Here is an 18,862-nt window from a genome sequence, read left to right as displayed (position 1 = left end):
GGGTTCGCTGCGGCAGCTGGCTTCTTGGGGGCTGCGACGGGAGTGTGCAGGTTGCGGCCCGAGGAGTCGGGGCCGGAAACCGGCTTGTCGGGCACCGGGGCGTGGGCGTCACGCTGCGGGGGATTCGCTACGGTGGTTGGTTTCCCGGGCTTCGCGGCGGCGGCCGCGGGCGTGCTGCTCTGGCGGTTCGCCGCTGGGACGGATTTCCTCGACGCGTCGGTCGGGTTGTCCCGGTGCGAAACAGCGTCGTCGCGGGAGCGCGGGGCGGGGGTGGGCTCGGTGCCGATCGGCTTGGCCGGGGACGGCGCTGATCCGTTCTTGGGCAACTGAGGGGTGGGACTGCCCGAAGTCGGCTCGGCGGCGGGCTTCGGGCTGGCCGGATCCGTGTTCGGCTTCGGCGGTGGTGTGGTGTCCGGGTTCGGGTTGGTGACTGGGTTCGGTGTCGGGGCGGGTTTGACAGCTGGGTTCGGGTTGGTGGCGGGGCTGGGCGTTGGTGTGGGCCTGGTGTCCGGAGTTGGGGTGGCGGACTTGGCAGCCGGGCTCGGGGTGCTCGCAGACCTGGGCGTTGGGGTGAGCTCGGCTGCCGAGGACGAGTGCGCGACTGGGTTCGGTGTTGGGGTCGGGTGGGTGGCTGACTCCGGCGGTGAAGCGGGCTTGACGACCGACTCCGGGTTGGGCTGGGTGCTCGGGCCGGATTTGGAGGCCAGATCCGGAGCAACGGCCGGGTTCGGGCCGGGTTTGGTGTCCGAGTCGGGGGTGCTCACCGGATTCGGGTGGGTGCCCGGGGTCGGATCGGCAGTCGGGGTCGGACTGCCGGTCGTCGAGCCGGGATGGGGCACCGCGGTCTGGGCGGGGCTCGGGCCTGGGGTGGCGGGGGACGGGCCGTCGACGGTGGTCTTCGGGGCGGGGCTCGGGGTCGAGTCGATGCCTTTGACGCTGGTTGACGTCGGCGGAGGTACCGGCTTCGGGTCGGTGGAGGCGGGGGAATTGGGGCCGGTGGTGGGGCCAGGGGTGCGGACGGAGTCTGGGGAGGGGTTTACCCCGGAGGCGCGGTCAGTGGACGGGTTCGGAGACGGGGTGACGTTCGGGCTGAGCGACGGGTTCGGCGAAGCGTTGGTCGCGGGGCCCGGGGTGGCGTGGCCGGAGGGGCTGGGGGCGGTCTCGGGGTTGGAGTGAGCAACTGGGTTTGCGGGGCCGTTCACCGGGACAGGGTCCGTGGCGGGGTGCGGTGCCGCGTTCTGGTGACCGCCGAAGCCGGGGAGACCGGTGTCGTGCTGGGGCGTGGGTGGCGAGACGGGGTGGCCGACCAGTGAGGGACGGCCGTTCGTGCTGGTGAGGTCGGGATTGGCCGGTGGGTTTCCGGTCGTGCCGGAGTCCGGTCGCGAGAGGGGTGGGGTCGCGTCTCGAGACCCGACGGAATCGTGCGCGGACGGCGGCGGGGCAGGATTTCCAGCCTTGACCGAGTCCGGTGCGGATGGGGCCGGGTTGCCGGTTTTGACCGCGTCGGGCGCGGACGGGGGCGGGGCGGGGTTGCCGGTCTTGACTGAGTCCGGTGTGGACGGCGGTGGGGCGGGGTTGTCGGTCTTGACTGAGTCCGGTGTGGACGGCGGTGGAGTGGGGTTTTCGGCGTTGACCGAGTCGGGTGTGGACGGGGGCGGGGCGGGGTTTCCGGTCTTGACCGAGTCGGGCGTGGACGGCGGTGAAGCGGGGTCGCCGGTCTCGCCCGGGTCTGGTGCGGACGCGGGCGGGGTGGCGTCGTGGTCGGTCCCGTTCCCGCCTTGGTTGGCGGGGGTGGATTCCGGGTGAGTGGTCGTGCCGGACGGCGGGGTGGCGCTCGTGCCCGGGTTCGAGTTCGGGTTGGTGCTCTGGTTTCCGGCAGTTGCGGCGGGGCCGGTGCTGTTCGTGGAGTTCTGGCTGCCGGACAGGTAGGTCCCGTTGTGGTTTTCGCCGTGGGGAGGCGTGCTGCCGGGCGCGCCTTGAACGAGATTGCCTTCCGAGTCGTTCGTGGGGGTGTTGCTCGTGACGGGGTGGGAGTTGCCGCTGGGTGTGTTCGCGGAGTTGGACGGCGTTGCCGAGCCTGAGCTGTCCGCGGGGTTGGGGTGGTTCGCCGAGTTGGGACCGCTCGGGGAAGCCGGGTTGTTCGTGGAGTTGGGGCCGGGGGAGTTGGAGTTGTTGGCCGCGTTCGGGTTGGAGTTCGGGCTTCCTGTGGGGGGCGGGTTGCTTGCGGAGCCGCTCGTGGACGTCGAGTTGGTAGCGGAGTTCGGGTTTCCGGTTGTCGCATTTCCGTTCGTCGAGTGGGAGTTGCTTCCGGTGCCGCCGTTCGTCGAGTTGCTCGGGCCGCCGACGGAGTTCGAACTGCTCGCCGAGCCGCCGGTGGGGTCGTTCGTCGGACCCTGGTTGTGGCCTGGCGAGGGGGCGTTGTTCTGGCCGTCGCCGTGCGGGGCGTTGTTGCCAGAGCCGTTGCCGTTGGGGCCAGCGTTGGCGGGGCCGTTGGAGCTGTTGCCGCTAGAGCCGGAACCGTTGGAGCCACCGGCACTGTTGCCGTTGTGACCAGAGTTGCTGGAGCCGCTGGAGCCGTTGCCGTTGGGGCCGGAACCACCGGCACTGTTGCCGCTGTGACCAGAGTTGCCGGAGCCGTTCGAATCACCAGGGCCGGAACCGCGAGTACCGCCAGACCCGCCAGACCCGCCAGACCCGCCAGACCCGCCGGGGGCATTCGGCCCGTTGACCGGGTCTACCTTGATATTCCCGGTCCCTCCCTTGCCGCCCGGATCGTTCGGGCCCTTCCCTCCGCTGCCACCGTCAGCACCGCCGCCGGTGAGTTTGTTGTGCAGGTTTTGTCCTGCGCGGTGGGCGCCGTGGGTGGCGGCGCCGCTCAGGCCGCCGTTCAGGGCGCCCCAGCCCAGGCTGTCCAGGTCGCCGCCGAACAGACCCGCGCCGGCTAGGCCTACGACTACCTCGGTGGCCGCTTCCACCCCCGCCGCGCCGAAGACGTTGTGGCCCCACTTGCCCAGACCGCTGTGGGCGCCGGCGGCGAACGTTCCGCCGATGGCGCCCAAGGCCGCGTTCTGGCCGATCTGCTTCCAGTCGAAGCCGTCCCGGTTGCCTTGCGCGATCTGGATGAACTCGGCCAGCATTTCCTCGGCCGCTTCTTCCGCGGCCTCCTGCGCGGCCTCGCGCGCGACCCGCGAGAGCAGGCTCATCAGGCGCGACATCAGCGAGCGTTCGATCTGCATCACCGCGGTCCGCCCGGCTGCCCAGATTCCCGGGATCAGCGGGGCGGTGAACGGGTTTGTCATCGCCCAGATCAGGTCCGCGGCGGTGACCGCGATGGAAATGAGAATGCCGTATTTCGCGTTTTCGACATTCAGCGCGTACTCGCGCAGGGCGGCGGCTTGCTGCTGGGCCCGGTAGGAGAAACCGGCGCCCATGGTGCTGAGTTTGTTGGCGTAGTCGGCGAAATTGGTCGCCACCTCGCCGCCCACGTTGGAGACCACTTGTTCCGCCAGCTGGCTGAAACCCGTTCCGGCGGCGGAAATCTCCTGCGCGACCTGATCCCATTCGGCGGCCAGTTCGCGGGCTTTGTCCTCGTCTCCCTGCGGCCAGGCGTCACCCGCGATGATGTAGAACACCCAGTTCAGGCTGGGGTCCACCATGAGACTCATCGCGGGGGCACCTCCTCGGGCGGGAAATCAGGAAAGGGGTTCTTCCGGGGGGATCGCCGGTTCGGCGGGGATCGATTTCGCGGGTGCCCGCCCCGCGGAAGCCAGCCACGTCCCGGGGGTCTCCTCGGCCGCGTGCACCGGCTTTTCCGAACGGACGAAGAGCCTCGCCGGTTCCAGCGGGGTGACCTCGCCTTCCCGCTCGTCCAGTTCGTGCTGGACCGGGCGTCCGATCGAGAGGTGCCGGAAGCGGGGTTCCTCGCCGGGCAGGGGTTCCGTCCCGTGGTCCGCAATGCGCGCGCGGACGCGGACGGCGTACTGGTCCTCGGTCGGCGCGTCGGAGGAGTCGCCGGGATCGGCCTTGCGGACCTTTTCGTTCAGGTCGGTGAAGTTCTTGAACAGGGCGTTCGACCCGTCGTACGCGCCCTGGTCGGCCTCGCGGAAGGACGTCGCCATGTCGCTGATCGCGTCGCGGGTCGCTTCCACCGCCAAGGCCCACGCGTTGATCCCGTCGTAGATCTCCGCGGCCGACTGGATGTGCGTTTTCGAGAATTCGTTGCCGTTCTTGTCGTTTCCGGCCGCGTCCTGGATCCGGCCGGGGTTCGCCAGGCTCTGCACCCGCTGGGCCAGCGTGCGAAGTTCGGCGCTTTTGCCGTCGAAACCGTCGCGGCCGCCGTCTAGACCGTCGGCGTCGACGAAAAACTGGTCGGTCACGGCAGGTTCCCTTCGTCGAATCCCGGCACTCGCGCCGAGAAGAGGGCGTTGACGTCCACTTTTCCGCTCATCAAGTCCTGCGCGGCGATGCCCGGCGGCAGCATGGGGGCCAGCATTTCCGCGGCCGCGGCTATCGATTTCTGCCGGGCGGCGGAGATCGTTTGCACGATCACCGACGCCAGCTCCGCGGGGGCCATGCGTTTGTAAGCGCTGGTGGGGAAGGAAAGTTCGGTCAATTCGCCGGTGCGGCTGACGGTCGCGGCGACCTCGCGGCGGGCGGAAGTGACTGTGCTGGCGGTGGCTTCGACGTCCTGGCGGGTTTGGTCGAAATGGTCGCGTTGATGCTGGTAGGCCGCCATCGCGTCCTCGAGCATCTTTTCGTAGTGCGAACTCATGGTCTCCTCCCGAGGGGTCAGCCGACCGAGGCCAGGCCGGGCCCGAGGGCCATGGCACCGGTGTCGGGCGGGCGGATGCCGCGCAGGTCGGCGGCGGCGAGGGTGCGGGACGCGGCGGCGGCCGACAGCGTGCGGGCGAGTTCGTGCGCGGCGTAGGCGGTGTGGTCGGCGGCGGCGGACAGCTCGTGGGCGAGTGCGTCGCGGACGTCGTCGGGGACCTCGTGGCCGCGGCGGACCAGCAGCCGCACGGCGATCTCGGCCAGTTCGTCCACTGTGTACTCGCCGAGTTGCCAGCCGTACGGGAAGGCGTCGCGCAGGGTGGGCAATTGGGCGAGCAATTCGCCGACGCGGTCGCTTTCTCCGGTGAACACCACGACCGGGTCGGCCGGACGGCGGGCGATCATTTCGGACAGTGCTTCCAAGGCTTCGATGCCGGGAGTGTGCGGCGAGGTGTCCCATTCGCCGTCCAGGTCGACGACCAGCGTGCCGCCGGAAGCGTCTTCCACTGCCGCCCGGACGAGGTGTTCGGCTTGGCCGGGCCATTGCGGCGACAGTTCTTCGGCGAGGTGACGGTGCACGAGCTGTCCCATCGGGGCCATGCGGAATTCGGAGAGGATTTGCGCGTACAGTCTCGCGTACTCCGACCGTCCGGTGCCGCGTTTGCCGGTGATCACCAGATTGGCCTGGTGGCCCAGTGGTTGCCGTTCGTGAGTGAGGCGGCCGAGTTTGAGCAGCAGTCGTTCGGCGTTCTCTCGCACCGATTTCTGCCCGACCAGCCCGCTGAGCCGTTTCCAGCCCGTGCTGGTCGAAACCGCGGCGGCCGGATCGGCGGTGACCGAAACCGTTGACTTCGCGGCAGAAGGCAGTTGCGCCAGTTCGGCCTGAAGATCGTCGGCGGTGAGGCGGTTCAGTTCGATGTCTTTGGACGGCGGATACAAGGCCAGCCGCGACGCCTGGTTGTTCACCATCGCCTCGAACAGCTTGCGCGCGACGCGACCGTTGCCGAACGTCGAATTCTTCGGCACCCGCTCGAAATACTCGCGCAGCGCGGCCAGCGCGTCGTCGGTCATTTCGTAGTAATGCTTGCGCGTCAGCCCGGTCGTGATGGTGACGAGTTCGTCGACGCTGTAGTTCGGGAATTCGATGGTGCGCGTGAACCGCGACGCGAGGCCGGGGTTCGACTGCAGGAACTGTTCCATCTGCTCGGAATAGCCCGCGACGATCACCACCAGCGAATCCCGCTGGTCCTCCATGATCTTCATCAGCGCGTCGATGGCCTCCTGCCCGAAGTCGGGGCCGGAACCGCCGGTCGGCGCGCTCAGCGTGTACGCCTCGTCGATGAACAGCACCCCGCCGACGGCCTTTTCCACGACCTCGGTCGTCTTGATCGCGGTCGACCCGATGTACTGGCCGACCAGGTCCTGGCGGGCGACCTCGATCATGTGCCCCTTCGACAGGATGCCGAGTTCGGCGAGCACCGTGCCGTACAGCCGGGCGACGGTCGTCTTGCCGGTGCCGGGCGGGCCCGCGAACACCAGATGCCGCGACATCGGCGGCATCGGCAGGCCCATCCGCTCGCGCATCTGCGACATCTTGATCAGGTTGATCAGGCCGGTGACTTCTTTTTTTACCCCGGCGAGCCCGACCAGCGCCTCCAGTTCGCCCAGCGGGCCTTCGAGCACCTCCCCGGCGGCCTCGCTCACGGTCTGCTCAGCGAACTCGCCCGGCGGCGCGGGGGACACCGGCTCGGCCGAACGAGCGGAGTCGGTGCTCAAGCGGTCCACGTCCGCGTGCTCCCCGCTGACGAGTTCGCCCGAGGCGTCGTTGACCACGCAATCGCGGATGCTGACCGGCTCAGTCGTTTCCACGTGGAAGCCGTCCCCGCCCGCTCCGAGGATTTCGCATTCGGTAAAGGACGCCCGCGCAGCGACGTACACGCCGCTTCCTCGCGCATTGCGCACCCGGCAGCGGGAAGCGGTCAGCGGCGAACCCACGGTGATTCCGTCACCCGGGGAATCAATGATCTCGCAGTCCTGCAAGGAGATTTCCACAGTCCCGGAAAGGTGCAAACCGCCGCCGCGCACCTGCACCGACTTCGCCGACGACGCCGCGTTAGCCGCGAACGAAACCGCCTGGTCGGCCGTCGAATCGACCCGGAGATCGGTCACGGTCAACCGGGCGGCCTCGGTGACCTGCACTCCGCTTTCCCGTCCGGCCCCAATGGAGGCGTCCGCGAGGTCCAAGGTGGACTGTCCGGAAAGGACTATCCCGACCCCGCTGTCCGGCGTCATCCGCAGCCCGCCGACCGACACCGCCGAGTCCGCGCTGACCGACATCGCGGTGTGCGTCGAACCCCGCACGGTCGCGCGTTCGAACCGCGGCCGCGCTTGGTCGTCCACCAGGATCGTGACCGGCGAGCCTTCAAACGTGCAGTCCACGAACTGCGGCGCGGAGGTTCCGGTCGCCTGCACCGCGTTCGCGCCCGCCCCGGCGAAGACGCAGTCGCGGAGCAACGGCTCGGCAGACGCCGCGATATGCGCGGCCTGCATCGGCGCCGACCGGAACTGCGACGACGCCACCGAAACCCGGCCTTTGCTGGTCACGTACAGGTCGACGTTCGCGCTGTCCCGCACGGTCAACCCGGTGATCGTCGCGCGTCCTTGCTGTTCCACGACCATCGCCGGTTTCTGCGCGCCGACAATCTCGCACTGCTCGACAATCGCGCCCGCTTCACCGTTGACGCACACCCCGTTGCCCGCCGCGCCCCGCACCACGCAGCGGCGCAGCAGCACCGATCCCGTCTCGGCCACCACCACGCCGGACGACGCGGCATCGACGATCTCAGTGTCCTCAATGGCCGATTGCACCGGCGAGGCGACCACGACCCCGGCACCGCCGGTGCTGGTCACCGTGCAGCCCCGCAGCGCGAGCGAGCCCTCCAGCCGGGCCAGCAGCGTCGCCCAGGAAGTGCCGGACAGTCGGCAGCCGTCGAGCGCTGCCTCGCCGCGGACGACGTCCACTGTGACCAACTGGTCGTCGAGGCCGGTCAGGACGAAACCGCTGAGCTGCACCGCCTCGGCGTTCGCGACGAGCACGCTCCCGGTGTTCGCCACGATCTCCACCGTGCCGGGTTCGGCCACCAGCGACACCATCCGGTCCACCACGAGGTTTTCCTCGTACCGGCCCGGATGCACGCTGATCGTCGCCCCCGGCCGCGCCTGCGCCAGCGCCGCGCCGATGGTCCCGAAGGCACCCGGCCGGTCGCCGCCGACCACGAGCAGCTGTCGGTTCATCGTCTCCGCCTCTCCGCACTCACGCCAGGCCCGGGAGCGCCCCGAACCGCTCCGCCGCCTGCTCGTCCATCACGGCCCGGACCAGGTCCTCGCCCGCTTCCGCCCACGTCTGCAGCGTCTGCCGGAGCGAGTTCACGGCCAGCTCGTCCAGCGACGCCCGGTCGTTCGCGACCCGCCCGGTCTCGTCGATCTCGCTCGCGGTCAGCTCCCGCAGCAGCACCGCGCCGCGCTCGCCCGCGGCCGGCTTACGGGTTTCCAGCACCTTGAAACTGGTCCCCGGCACGAACAGCACCCGGTTTTCGACACCGCCCTCGTTCGGTTCCAGCAATTTGGTGCGCCGTCCGGTGATCGACCACACCAGCACGTCCGTTTCTCCGTCCACAGTGGACGAAGGCCGGGTCAGCGCGTTGAGGAAACCCCATTCGGTCAGTACTTTGCGCCCGTCGAGCAGCGGCCACGCGGACGGCGGCAGCTCGGCGGCGAAGGTCGCCGGACCGCGGTGCGAGGGCAGCCTGCTCAGTCCGGCCACGACGCACCGGGCGACCGGGACGTGCGGGCCGTTCGCGCCGCGCCGCAGTCCGGCGTCGATGGTGGATCCCTTGGGGGACAGGTAAAGCTGCACGGCCACCGCGTCGGTCAGCACCTCGGCCGAAGACGAGATCGACAGCACGCCTTGGAACCCCGGGTGCTCGGACAGGATCCGCGCGACGGTGTTCGACATCAGGCCGTATTCCGCGCCGAGCGATTTGCGCAGCCACTGGCGTTCCTTGTCCGCACCGCGTTTGGGCAGCAGGGCGGTCGCTTCCGAGCTGGGGGTTTCCTGGAAGCGCAGCTCCGCCGGGGCTTTCGCGGGCTTCGGCCGGTCCTGGACCGGAGCCGCGGCGGCGACCGGCGGTTCCACCGGCTTGGCCGGGGCGACCTCAGCCGGAGCGAGGTGCGAGATCGGCTTCGCCGCCCGAGGAGGCGCGGCGACCTTGGCCGAGGGAGCGGCCGGGGTTTCGGTCTTCACCGGAGCAGCAACCGGCTCGGCGACCGGAGCATCAACGGGCGCAGCGACAGGAGCGGCAACGGGAGCAGGAGCAGCGACGGGAGCAGCGATTGCCCCGGGAACCTCCGTCGGCGCGGCAATCCCCAACGCCGCCGGAGCCGCAGGGAGATACGCCGCCGGAGGAGCCGCGGCCGCCACCGGCGCCGGATGCCCGGATTCGATCGCGTCCAACGCCCGCGCCGCCACCCGCGGCCGCGCCCGCTCCGCCAGCAGCGCGGCAGCGGGCAGCACCCGGCTCATCCGCCGCGTCTCCTCGTCCAGTCGCGCCAGCAAATCCTCCGCCAGCAACCGCATCCGCGACGCCGAGCCCTCGTCCGCCGCGTCGAAAGTCAGATTGTGCACCGCGGCGTCGAGGCTGATCTCCCGGACCGCGGCCGACGAGGGACCGTCCTGCGGCGGACGCACCAGCAGGCCCGACTGCACGACCTCGACCACCGCGTCCGGCGAATACCAGTACACCGCGGGAGAGACCTGGTCGAGCCCGTGGATCGGCGGACGGTGCGAAAGCAGTTCGGGCAACGGCGTTTCGTCGCCCGTGCGCGGTTCGTAGCCGAGTTCCGTGGTGAACGGACGCCAGCCGAGCCGCCCGTCGTACCGTACAGTCCGCAGGGTCGGCAGCTGCGGCGAACCGACCGGCACGCCCGCGTAGAACGCGACCGGCTTGCCGAGCAGATCGGCCAGCGCCTGTCCGATCGCGACCTCGCCGGGCACCGACATCGGGCCGTACTGCACGAACCGCGCCTTGGCCCGCACCTTCTCCGGCAGCTGGACCCACAGCCGGGCCGCGTCGTCCAACGCCAGCGGCGGGCAGCCGGGGCAGCCCAGCACGATCGTCATGGTGTCGTGCTGCGCGGGCATCCGCGAGATCAACGCCGTGCGGTGGTGCCGCTGGGGAGCGTCGAAACCGACCGGGCGGACCCACAGACCGCCCGGGAGAGGCTCGGCGACGCCCCGCGAACTCGTCGGGGTCAGCTCGGCGGCGATCCCGGAATCCCAGGCCCGGGCGCGGAAACCGCTTCGCCTCCCAGGCCGGCGGGCGGCCGGGACGGAAGCGCACCCAGCCGCCGCCGCGCCCGGCGTGGACGAACAACGCGCCGCCCGCGCTCGGGATCACCGAACCGTCCGGCGCGAGCACCGGGCGGTTGATCCGCTCGGCCAGCCACTGCCCGGCCAGCGCGGTGGTCTCGCGCGAACGCCCGCCGATCACCAGCCGCACCCCGCGGCGGCGCCGGGGGAGCGCCCTGGCCACCGATTCCCACATCGCGATCGGCGAGTCCACCGGCAGGTCCACGACCACCAGGTCGTGCTCGGGATCGGCCGCGACGCCGAGCGCGAGCGACTGCGCCTCGCCGGTCATCCCCTCGGCGAGATGCACGACCAGCGCGTTGCCCACGGTCTTCTTCTCCAGAGCGCGGTCGCCGCGCCGGATCAGCGAAAGCTCCATGGCTGCCTCCTTCTCAGACTCGGCGGCCGACGGCCGGAGCCGCGCCGGTGTGGTGCGCGATCAGCCCGTACACGAAGAACCCGACCGCGATCAGCAGACCGAGCACGAGCCCGACCAGCAGCCCGACCCAGGCCCGCCGGGCGGGCACGTCGAGGTGGCTCGCGTCGCCGAGCACCAGCGCCGACGTCATCCGCCCGATCAGGAACGAATACGCCTCGACGTGATCCTTCTGCGTCTGCACCAGGACACCTCTCCTTCTCGCTCAAGCGGTGAGCCCGACGGCCCACGCGTAGACCCCGAACAGCTGCAGGAGGATCGGGATCATCGCCACCGCGCTCAGCGTTTCCAGCCAGTTCGCCAGATGCCCCCAGATCGGCAGCAGCCGCCGCGGCGGCGGGCGCAGCATCGCCAGCAGGAGCAGGAAGAACACCAGGCACAGCCCGGCGAGACAGGCGCCGCGCCACGCGACGGGCAGCGGCTGGATCAGCGACAGCCCGAGCAGCACCAGGCCGATCGCCCCGGCGACGGCGAGCGGAACCCGCTGCCAGACGCCGAGCAGCGCCCGCGACCGCATCAGCACCGCCGCCGACACCAGCCCGCCGAGGACGGTCGTGAACAGCCCGCGGCCGACCAGGAACGGGAAGCAGCCGGTGAAAACGGCCGTGGCGGCGAGGCAGGCGATGGTGAGGTAGCCGTCGGCGTATCCGGTCTGGTGCACCATCTGCGCGGCGGGCATCGGCTCGATGTCGTACTGCAGTTCCCCGGCCGAACGCGGCAGCTGCGGACCGCGGATGCGGGCGAACCGGATGCCGATCCGCGGCGCGAACACCATCAGCCCGACCAGCACGAACGACACGAGCCCGGCCGCCTGTTCGGCGGTGAACCCGGCGCCGAGGTGCAGCCACAGCGAGAGCGCGCCGGCCAGCCCGGTCGCGGCCGCCGCGCCGAACGGCACGAACGGGATGGCGTGCGCCCACGCGGCCCGCCCGCCGAGCACGAGACCGCCGGCCAGCGCGAAAGTCAGGCAGCCGGTCAGAATCGGCGTGCCCTGCAGGTCGAACGCCGGCTCGAGCCCGGCCACCGCGACCGCGCCGGCGAGGAACGCGAACCCGCACCCGCCGAGCCCGAGCAACGTCAGCAGCGCCTTGTCGTCCGAACGCACCCCGGTCGCCACGGCCGCGACGAGCAGCCCGAGCGACACCACGCCGCCGCCGATCGCGGTCAGCCCGGCCGAACCCGGGTACAGCAGCACCCGGGCGAGCACCACGAGGGAGAAGATCGCGAACCCGAGGAACAGGCCGCGGTTGAACTCCGGACGCCAGCGGCCGGGACGGCGGCTCACCGCGGTGGCCATGCCGTCCGCGATGTCGTCGAAATCCAGTTCCGGCAACGGGTCCGTGCGAGGGCGCAGGTGGAATTCCTCGCCTTCCTTCCAGTCCAGCGACTCCGGGGTGCCCGACGCGTCCAGCGGCTCCTCGCCGAGCCGCTGCAGCACCCAGGCCTCGCCGAGGTCGTCGCGGCCGCCGGTGTGCTCCAGCAGCACCGGAAGGAGGCTGGTCAGCGGGACGGACATCGGCACCGCCAGGTCCGCCCGGCCCTGCGGCCCGTACACGGTGATCCGGCACAGTTCGCCGGTCGACGCGGTCATCGCACGCCCCTTTCGGTCGTCGCGAGGGAGGACCAGCCCTCGCCGGTCCGGTCTTCTTCCGCGATCGCGGTCTGCACGAGCTTCACGCCGCGGCGGGTGACGAGCTGCGCGCGGCCGGCGGGCAGCTGGCGCGGGGCCGCCTCGCCGAGGAATTTGCCCTCCTCCTTGGGATAGGAGAAGACCACGCCCGGGCTGCCGAGCTCCCAGATCCGGCGGACCACCGAGTCGCTCAGCGCGCGCATCGCGCCGGACGTGCTGCGGCTGAGGATCAGGTGGAACCCGATGTAGGAACCCTGCGACAGCAACGACAACAGCGGCTCCAGCGGCGAGCCCATGCCGCTGGTCAGCAGCTGGTAGTCGTCGACCACGAAGAACAGCCGCGGGCCGGTCCACCAGTCGCGGCGCTTGAGCCGGTCCGCGGTGATGGTCTGGTCCGGGACCCGCGGAGTGAGCGAAACGCTGGCCTGCTGGGCCAGTTCCTGCAGCGCCTCGGTGGTGGTCGCGTACCCGACGCGGTACGCCTCGGGCACTTCGGCGTCCAGCTGGCGGCTCGGGTCGGCCAGCACGATCTTCGCCTCGCTCGGCGAGTAGCGGCTGAGCACCGAACGCAGGACGACCCGCAGCAGGTTGGTCTTGCCGGTTTCGTTGTCGCCGAAGGCGAGCAGGTGCGGAGTGGCCGCGAAATCGTGCCACACCGGCAGCAGTCGCTGTTCGTCCTGGCCGAGCGCGATCCGCAGGTCGCCGTCCGGCGCGGGCAGCTGAGCCATCGGCAGTTTCGCGGGCAGCAGCCGTACTGCCGGGGCCGGCGCGCCCGGCCAGAACAGGCGGACCTCTTCGGCGACCGCCTTGGCCGCCGCCGCGAGGTCGTCGGTGTTCCCGCTGCCGTCCATCCGCGGCAGCCCGGCGAGGAAGTGCAGACCGTCCGGGGTCAGGCCGCGGCCCGGCTGGTTCGGCACCGTTTTCGCTTTGCGGGAACCGATTTCCGACTCCATCGGGTCGCCGAGCCGCAGTTCGAACCGCGTCTGCAGCAGGTCGCGCAGGTACGGCCGGATCTCCGACCAGCGGGTCGCGCCGATCACCACGTGCACGCCGAAGGACAGCCCGCGCGAGGCCAGCTCGCCGATCTTCTGCTCCAGGTCGCTGTAGTCGTTCTTGAGGCTGTACCAGCCGTCGACCACCAGGAAGACGTCGCCGAACGGATCCTCGATCCGGCCGCTGCGGCGCAACGCGCGGTAGGAGTCCATCGATTCGATGCCGTGCTCGGAGAACAGCGTCTCGCGGCCCTCCATGACCTGCGAGATCTCCTCGATGGTCCGCACGACGCGGTCGCGTTCGAGCCGGGTGGCGACCGAGCCGACGTGCGGCAGCCCGGACAGCGACATGATCCCGCCGCCGCCGAAGTCCAGCCCGTAGAACTGGACCTCCTGCGGGGTGTGCGTCATCGCGAGGGCCAGGACGAGCGTGCGCAGCAGCGTCGACTTGCCGGTCTTCGGCCCGCCGACCACCGCGACGTGCCCGGCCGCCGACGACAGGTCCGCCGTCAGCAGCTCGCGGACCTGCTCGAACGGCCGGTCGATCATCCCCATCGGCACCCGGAGCCTGCCCCAGTGCGCCGGGTCGGCCACCGCCATCCCGCGCACCGGGTCCGGCGTGACGCTCGGCAGCAGCGAGTCCAGGCTCGGCGATTCGGCCAGCGGCGGCAGCCACACCTGGCGCGCCGCCGGGCCCGCGCCGGCCAGCCGGTCGATGAACGCGTCGGCGAGCGTCGGCCCGCCCGGCACGGCGGCCTCCAATGCGTCCACATCGGACTGTTTCTCGGCCGGTTCCGGTTCGTCGTCGCGGACGATCAGCTTCGCCGGATGGGCCTCGGTGCGGAACGGGACGACCTCCCGGCTGGCCCTCGCGGCCGCCACCGCGGAGTTCTCGCCGTTGCCCGCGGGGACCGGACCGGAGACGTAGGCGGCCTTGAACCGCACCAGGTTCGTGGTGTCGATCTTCAGGTAGCCGTTGCCCGGCTCCGGCGGCAGTTCGTAGGCGCTGCCCGCGCCGATCACGCTGCGGGACTCCATCGAGGAGAACGTGCGCAGCGCGATCCGGTACGAGAGGTGGCCTTCGACGCGGTGGATGCGGCCTTCGTCGAGCCGCTGCGAGGCGAGCAGGAGGTGCACGCCGAGGCTGCGGCCCAGCCGTCCGACGGAGACGAACAGCTCCATGAACTCCGGTTTCGCGCTCAGCAGTTCGGAGAACTCGTCCACGACCAGGAACAGCGTCGGCATCGGGGCCAGCTGTTCGCCGGCCGCGCGCGCCTTTTCGTATTCGTACAGCGACGGGTAGCCGCTCGCGCGCAGTTGTTCCTGCCGCCGCACCATTTCGCCGTTGAGCGAGTCCTGCATGCGGTCGACCAGCGGCAGTTCGTCGGCGAGGTTGGTGATCGTCGCCGAGGTGTGCGGCAGCCGGTCCATCCCGAGGAACGTCGCGCCGCCCTTGAAGTCGACGAGCACGAAGTTCAGGATCTCCGACGAATGCGTCGCGGCCAGCCCGAGCACGAGCGTGCGCAGGAGTTCCGACTTGCCGGACCCGGTCGCGCCGATCAGCATCCCGTGCGGGCCCATGCCGCCCTGCGCCGATTCCTTCAGGTCCAGCTCGACGATCTCGCCGTCCTCGGTCACGCCGATCGGCACCGACATCCGCGCCCGCTGCGCCGTTCGCGGCCGCCACTGGGCCGGGATGTCGAACGTGTGCACGTCCTTGATGCCGAGCAGCGCGGTCAGGCCGAAGTCGCTTTCCAGCGGCTGGTCGGCGATCTCGAGGGTGCCGCTGGTCCGCTTCGGCGCGAGCAGCCGCGCGAGCCCTTCGACCTGGGTCACCGAAAGCTCGTCGCGGGTCGCCGAACCCACGCCGCTGCCCGCCGGGAACTCGACCAGATCGTCCTTTGTGGTCAGTCGCAGCACCTTGGGGCCGCCGGGGAGCGAGCCGGTGACGTCGAGCAGCACCACGTTGCGCAGGCCCGCGCCGACCAGCCGGGAGGACTCCGGGATCGTCGCCAGATGCGCGACGATCACCACGAACGGTTCGGTCGTCGTCGGCCCGACGGTCTTGTCGTGGTCGTCGCGATCGGCCACGTCCGGGCCGAGGAGGTCCATCAGCTCGTCGTGGTCGGCGGCGAGCAGCCGCAGCGGGCCCGCCGCGTCGCGCAGGGTCGGATGGTTGTTGTGCGGCAACCACTTCACCCAGTCCCACTGCGCCTGCGCGGCCTCGGTGGTGAGCACCGCGAGCCGCAGTTCGTCCGGCGAATGAAAGGCGACCAGCTGCGCGAGCATCGCCCGGACCAGCGCGACTGCCGCCTCTGGATCGCCGTCGAACTCGACGCTGGTGAAGCTCCGCAGCCCCACCGCGGTCGGGATGCCGGACAGCGTGCGGTAGGTCTCGGTGAACCGGCGCAGCGAAATCGCCGACAGCGGTTCGAGGTCCTCGATCGGCTTGGTCACCGGCGGCACCAGTTCCAGCGCCGACTGCTGCGTGCCGAGCCCGATCCGCACCCGCGCGAAGTCCTCGTGGCTGATCCGGCGTTCCCACAGCCGCGGCCCCATCGCGAGCGACCACAGCGAATCCGGGGCCGGGTTGTTCCAGGCCACCGCGTGCCGCTGGTCCTCGGCGGTCGAACGCGCCCGCTCCCGGATCTGGCCTAGGTAGCGCAGGTAATCCCGCCGTTCGGCCTGCATCTTGCGCTTGCGCTCGGCGGCCGCGCGGGACAGCTGCCCGAGGCTCATCGCGATCATGGACACGCCCATGCCGCCGCCGATCACGTAGGTGAACGGCGAACTGCCCGCGACTCCGGAGAACGCCAGCACCATCACCAGCGACCCGATGGCCATCGGCAGCATCATCAGCAGCGAGTTGAAATCGCGCGCCGCCGGTTCCGCCATGACGGGCGGTTCCTGCAGTTCTTCTTGCCCCTCAGGCATTTCCGGACCGGCCGCGCGCGGCCCCCGCTTGACGGTTTCCGTACTCATTCGAGCACCCCCGGCGTGCCGCGGCGCGCGGGCTCGCCCCAGGCCGAATCGTCCTGCCGGAGCAGATCGGCCATGGTGCGTTCCTCTTCTTCTTCCTCGGGTTCTGCCGTCTCCGGTTCGGGCTCCAGGGGTTCGGGAGCGTCGCCGCAGGTGGGCAACTCGTCGGGGACGAACTCGGCCGGCCCGCCGCGGACTCGCTGGTAGGTGGCCAGCGCTTCGTCCGGACGCCAGGGTTCGTCGCTGCGCTGGACGTGGTCGGTGGTGATTTCCTGCGCTCGGTCCTCGGCTTTCGTGGTGACCGGCAGGAGGGCGGGGAGGAAATCGGCGGTGCCGACGTCCCAGGCCGAGGTGTCCTCGTGGTCGAGCGGCTGGACGACGGCGATCCGGACGTCTTCGGGGTTTCCGGTGCTCGTCTGCCTTGACTCCAGCGTGGCCAGGACGGACGGCTGAGTTTCGCTGCGCTTCCCCGCGGAGTCGGGGGCTTTCACACCGTTGCCCGCGGCGGTGTTCACCGGAGCCCACTCAGCCGACGCGCTCGGCGGGGTTTCGCCTGGTGCGCTGGGATCTCCGACGCCGGTCGGTGTGGTCGCTGCCCAGGGTGTTTGGACGTCGCCGAGCAGCCCGGCGGAGTCGGGTCGTTCGGCGGCGGGGGTGTTCGCTCCGCCGCCCGCGCCGCCGGGCGGGACCATGGGCAGGCCAGGGCTTGGGATCTGGTGGTTCTTCGCCCCGGTGCTCGGCGGGGTTTCGCTTTGCGCGCCGGGGCTTCCGACGCCGACTGTCGGGGTGGCTGTCCGGGGCTCTTGGATGTTGCCGGGCAGTCCGGCGATGGTCGGGTTCGTCCCGCCGCCGGGCGCGAATGTGGGAGTGTCTTTCGCCCATTCCGCCGATTCGCTCGGCGGCGTCTCCCCGAACGCGCTCGGGTCGCCGATGCCGTCCGGCAAGTCCGCGGTCCACGGCTCCTGCACATTGCCGAGCAGCCCAGCCGAATCCGGACGTTCCGCGGCGGGTGTGTTGAGTCCGCTGCCGCCGCCCATGCCGCCGGGCGGGACCATCGGCGGCGTTCCCGAGGCCGGAAGCTGCTCGTGGTTGCCGACGGGATCCGGCAGTTTCGGCAGGTCGCTCTCGCCGAGTCCCTTCACCCCCGGTCCGACTGGCTCTCCGCCGCCCGGGCCGCCGACGCCGTCGCCGAGCGCGCCGTTGCCGTTTCCACCGGGCGGCGGGGCCCACTTGGCGGCGTGGAGGGGTGGTGTGTCGCCGTGGGCGTCGGGGTTGCCGATGCCGTCCGGCGGGGGGCTGATCCAGGGTTTTTTGATGTTGCCGAGCAGTCCGGAGGAGTCCGGTCGTTCGGCGGCGGGTGTGTTGAGTCCGCTGCCGCCGCCCATGCCGCCGGGCGGGACCATCGGCGGCGTTCCCGAGGCCGGAAGCTGCTCGTGGTTGCCGACGGGATCCGGCAGTTTCGGCAGGTCGCTCTCGCCGAGTCCCTTCACCCCCGGTCCGACTGGCTCTCCGCCGCCCGGGCCGCTGACGCCGTCGCCGAGCGCGCCGTTGCCGCTCGCACCAGGCGGCGGGGCCCACTTGGCGGAGTGAAGCGGTGGTGTCTCGCCGTGCGCATCAGGGTTGCCGATGCCCTCCGGCGGGGAGCTGATCCAGGGTTTTTTGATGTTGCCGAGCAGTCCGGAGGAGTCCGGTCGTTCGGCGGCGGGTGTGTTGAGTCCGCTGCCGCCGCCCATCCCGCCCGGCGGGACCATCGGCGGGGTGCCGCCGCCGGGGAGCTGCTCGTGATTGCCGACGGGGTCCGGCAGTTTCGGCAGGTCGCTCTCGCTGAGGCCCTTGATCGCGCCCGGGCCGCTTTCGCCTGGGCCGCTGAGGTTGTTGCTGAGCCCGCCGGGTCCGTTATCGCTCGCGCCGGGCGGCGGGGCCCACTTGGCGGAGTGGAGCGGTGGTGTGTCGCCGTGGGCGTCGGGGTTGCCGATGCCCTCCGGCGGGGGGCTGATCCACGGTTTCTTGATGTTGCCGAGCAACCCGGAAGAATCCGGACGTTCCGCGGACGGCGGGTTCAGCCCGCCGCCTCCGCCCATGCCTCCGGGCGGCATCATCGGGATGCCGCTGCCGCCCGGGGTCTGGTTGCCCGGAGGGGTGTTCAGGCCCGGCGGCAGGTGCGCCGGGTTGAGGGCGTTGTTCGCCAGGTGACCGCCGGACTCGCCCGGCGGGGCCGGGATCGACGGCGGGTTCACGTGTCCGGACCCGCCCGAGCTTCCCGGCGGGGCCGGAATGGAAGGCGGGTTGACGTGCCCGGACCCGCCGGAACTTCCCGGCGGGGCGGGGATCGAGGGCGGGTCGACGTGCCCGCCCAGGTTGTTGCCCGAGGCCCCGGGCGGCGGCGGGATCGACGGCGACTTGAGGTTGTTCCCGCCCGGCGCGCCCGGAGGCGGCGGAACCTCCGTACGGTCCCCCGGAGGCGCGGGAATGGCCGGCGGCTTGACCGACGGCGGCTTCGCATTGTTCCCGCCGACCCCGTTGGGCGGCGGCGGAATGGAGGCAGGGTTCAGCGGCGGTGGCGTGCCGTTCCCGCCGGGTCCGTTGAGGTCGCCGGGCGGAGGTGTCACGAGGGCGTTCTTCAGCGGCGGTGGCGTGCCGTTCCCGCC

The 18,862-nt window shown here is 71.0% G+C and carries 11 protein-coding genes and 1 pseudogene; 4 read left to right on the top strand and 8 right to left on the bottom strand.

The features are described from left to right. Positions 1-132: 132 nt before the first annotated feature. The 4 genes from SSMG_RS45555 (at position 133) to SSMG_RS24950 (ending at position 3,414) form a co-directional block, all read left to right on the top strand. Positions 133-330, top strand: a complete 198-nt coding sequence (locus tag SSMG_RS45555) for a hypothetical protein (RefSeq protein ID WP_158688078.1) — start codon at positions 133-135, stop codon at positions 328-330. Between the two features lie 324 nt (positions 331-654). Continuing rightward, positions 655-1,176 carry a hypothetical protein gene (locus SSMG_RS45550; RefSeq protein WP_158688077.1) on the top strand — a complete coding sequence of 174 codons (522 nt, stop codon included), beginning with the start codon at positions 655-657 and terminating at the stop codon, positions 1,174-1,176. An 828-nt stretch (positions 1,177-2,004) separates the two neighbouring features. Next, entirely contained in the window at positions 2,005-2,550 is a 546-nt protein-coding gene (locus SSMG_RS24955) for a hypothetical protein (RefSeq protein WP_037714766.1), read from the top strand. A gap of 498 nt (positions 2,551-3,048) precedes the next feature. Further along, positions 3,049-3,414: a hypothetical protein gene (locus tag SSMG_RS24950; protein ID WP_037714763.1), complete on the top strand. Its 366-nt coding sequence runs from the start codon at positions 3,049-3,051 to the stop codon at positions 3,412-3,414. A gap of 278 nt (positions 3,415-3,692) precedes the next feature. Here the strand turns inward: SSMG_RS24950 and SSMG_RS46365 are convergent, their stop codons facing one another. The 8 genes and pseudogenes from SSMG_RS46365 to SSMG_RS42580 form a co-directional block, all read right to left on the bottom strand. Beyond that, positions 3,693-4,376 carry a hypothetical protein gene (locus tag SSMG_RS46365; protein ID WP_009080595.1) on the bottom strand — a complete coding sequence of 228 codons (684 nt, stop codon included), beginning with the start codon at positions 4,374-4,376 and terminating at the stop codon, positions 3,693-3,695. Further along, the gene (locus tag SSMG_RS24940) at positions 4,373-4,771 is read right to left on the bottom strand and encodes a YbaB/EbfC family nucleoid-associated protein (protein WP_009080593.1); all 399 of its coding nucleotides are present in this window, start codon (positions 4,769-4,771) and stop codon (positions 4,373-4,375) included. Before SSMG_RS24940 ends, SSMG_RS46365 begins: the two co-directional genes overlap by 4 nt. 17 nt (positions 4,772-4,788) lie before the next feature. Then, the gene (locus tag SSMG_RS24935) at positions 4,789-8,064 is read right to left on the bottom strand and encodes a right-handed parallel beta-helix repeat-containing protein (RefSeq protein ID WP_009080592.1); all 3,276 of its coding nucleotides are present in this window, start codon (positions 8,062-8,064) and stop codon (positions 4,789-4,791) included. A gap of 19 nt (positions 8,065-8,083) precedes the next feature. Beyond that, on the bottom strand, positions 8,084-9,970 hold the full coding sequence (locus tag SSMG_RS24930) for a hypothetical protein (protein WP_009080591.1): 1,887 nt from the start codon (positions 9,968-9,970) through the stop codon (positions 8,084-8,086). A gap of 599 nt (positions 9,971-10,569) precedes the next feature. Beyond that, positions 10,570-10,797 carry a type VII secretion protein EccB gene (locus SSMG_RS24925; protein ID WP_009080590.1) on the bottom strand — a complete coding sequence of 76 codons (228 nt, stop codon included), beginning with the start codon at positions 10,795-10,797 and terminating at the stop codon, positions 10,570-10,572. Between the two features lie 21 nt (positions 10,798-10,818). Then, a complete protein-coding gene (eccD, locus tag SSMG_RS24920) occupies positions 10,819-12,204 on the bottom strand; it encodes a type VII secretion integral membrane protein EccD (RefSeq protein ID WP_009080588.1) in 1,386 nt (461 codons plus the stop codon). Continuing rightward, positions 12,201-16,217 (bottom strand): type VII secretion protein EccCa, encoded by a 4,017-nt coding sequence (eccCa, locus tag SSMG_RS24915; RefSeq protein ID WP_050788272.1) that lies wholly within the window; start codon positions 16,215-16,217, stop codon positions 12,201-12,203. Before eccCa ends, eccD begins: the two co-directional genes overlap by 4 nt. Beyond that, positions 16,214-18,862, bottom strand: a pseudogene (locus SSMG_RS42580) (hypothetical protein); the annotation flags it as partial. The gene eccCa and the pseudogene SSMG_RS42580, both read right to left, overlap by 4 nt.

Origin of the sequence: Streptomyces sp. AA4 (assembly GCF_000158875.1) — a bacterium.
Lineage (GTDB): Bacteria > Actinomycetota > Actinomycetes > Mycobacteriales > Pseudonocardiaceae > Amycolatopsis.
This window is presented reverse-complemented; position numbering and strand designations above follow the sequence as displayed.

What these genes read in the sequence shown, in the direction of transcription:
- SSMG_RS24935 (WP_009080592.1), bottom strand. Translation starts at nt 8,064, where the DNA reads ATGAACCGACAGCTGCTCGTGGTCGGCGGCGACCGGCCGGGTGCCTTC.
- SSMG_RS24950 (WP_037714763.1), top strand. Translation starts at nt 3,049, where the DNA reads ATGGCGCCCAAGGCCGCGTTCTGGCCGATCTGCTTCCAGTCGAAGCCG.
- eccD (WP_009080588.1), bottom strand. Translation starts at nt 12,204, where the DNA reads ATGACCGCGTCGACCGGCGAACTGTGCCGGATCACCGTGTACGGGCCG.
- SSMG_RS24940 (WP_009080593.1), bottom strand. Translation starts at nt 4,771, where the DNA reads ATGAGTTCGCACTACGAAAAGATGCTCGAGGACGCGATGGCGGCCTAC.
- SSMG_RS24930 (WP_009080591.1), bottom strand. Translation starts at nt 9,970, where the DNA reads ATGCCCGCGCAGCACGACACCATGACGATCGTGCTGGGCTGCCCCGGC.
- eccCa (WP_050788272.1), bottom strand. Translation starts at nt 16,217, where the DNA reads ATGAGTACGGAAACCGTCAAGCGGGGGCCGCGCGCGGCCGGTCCGGAA.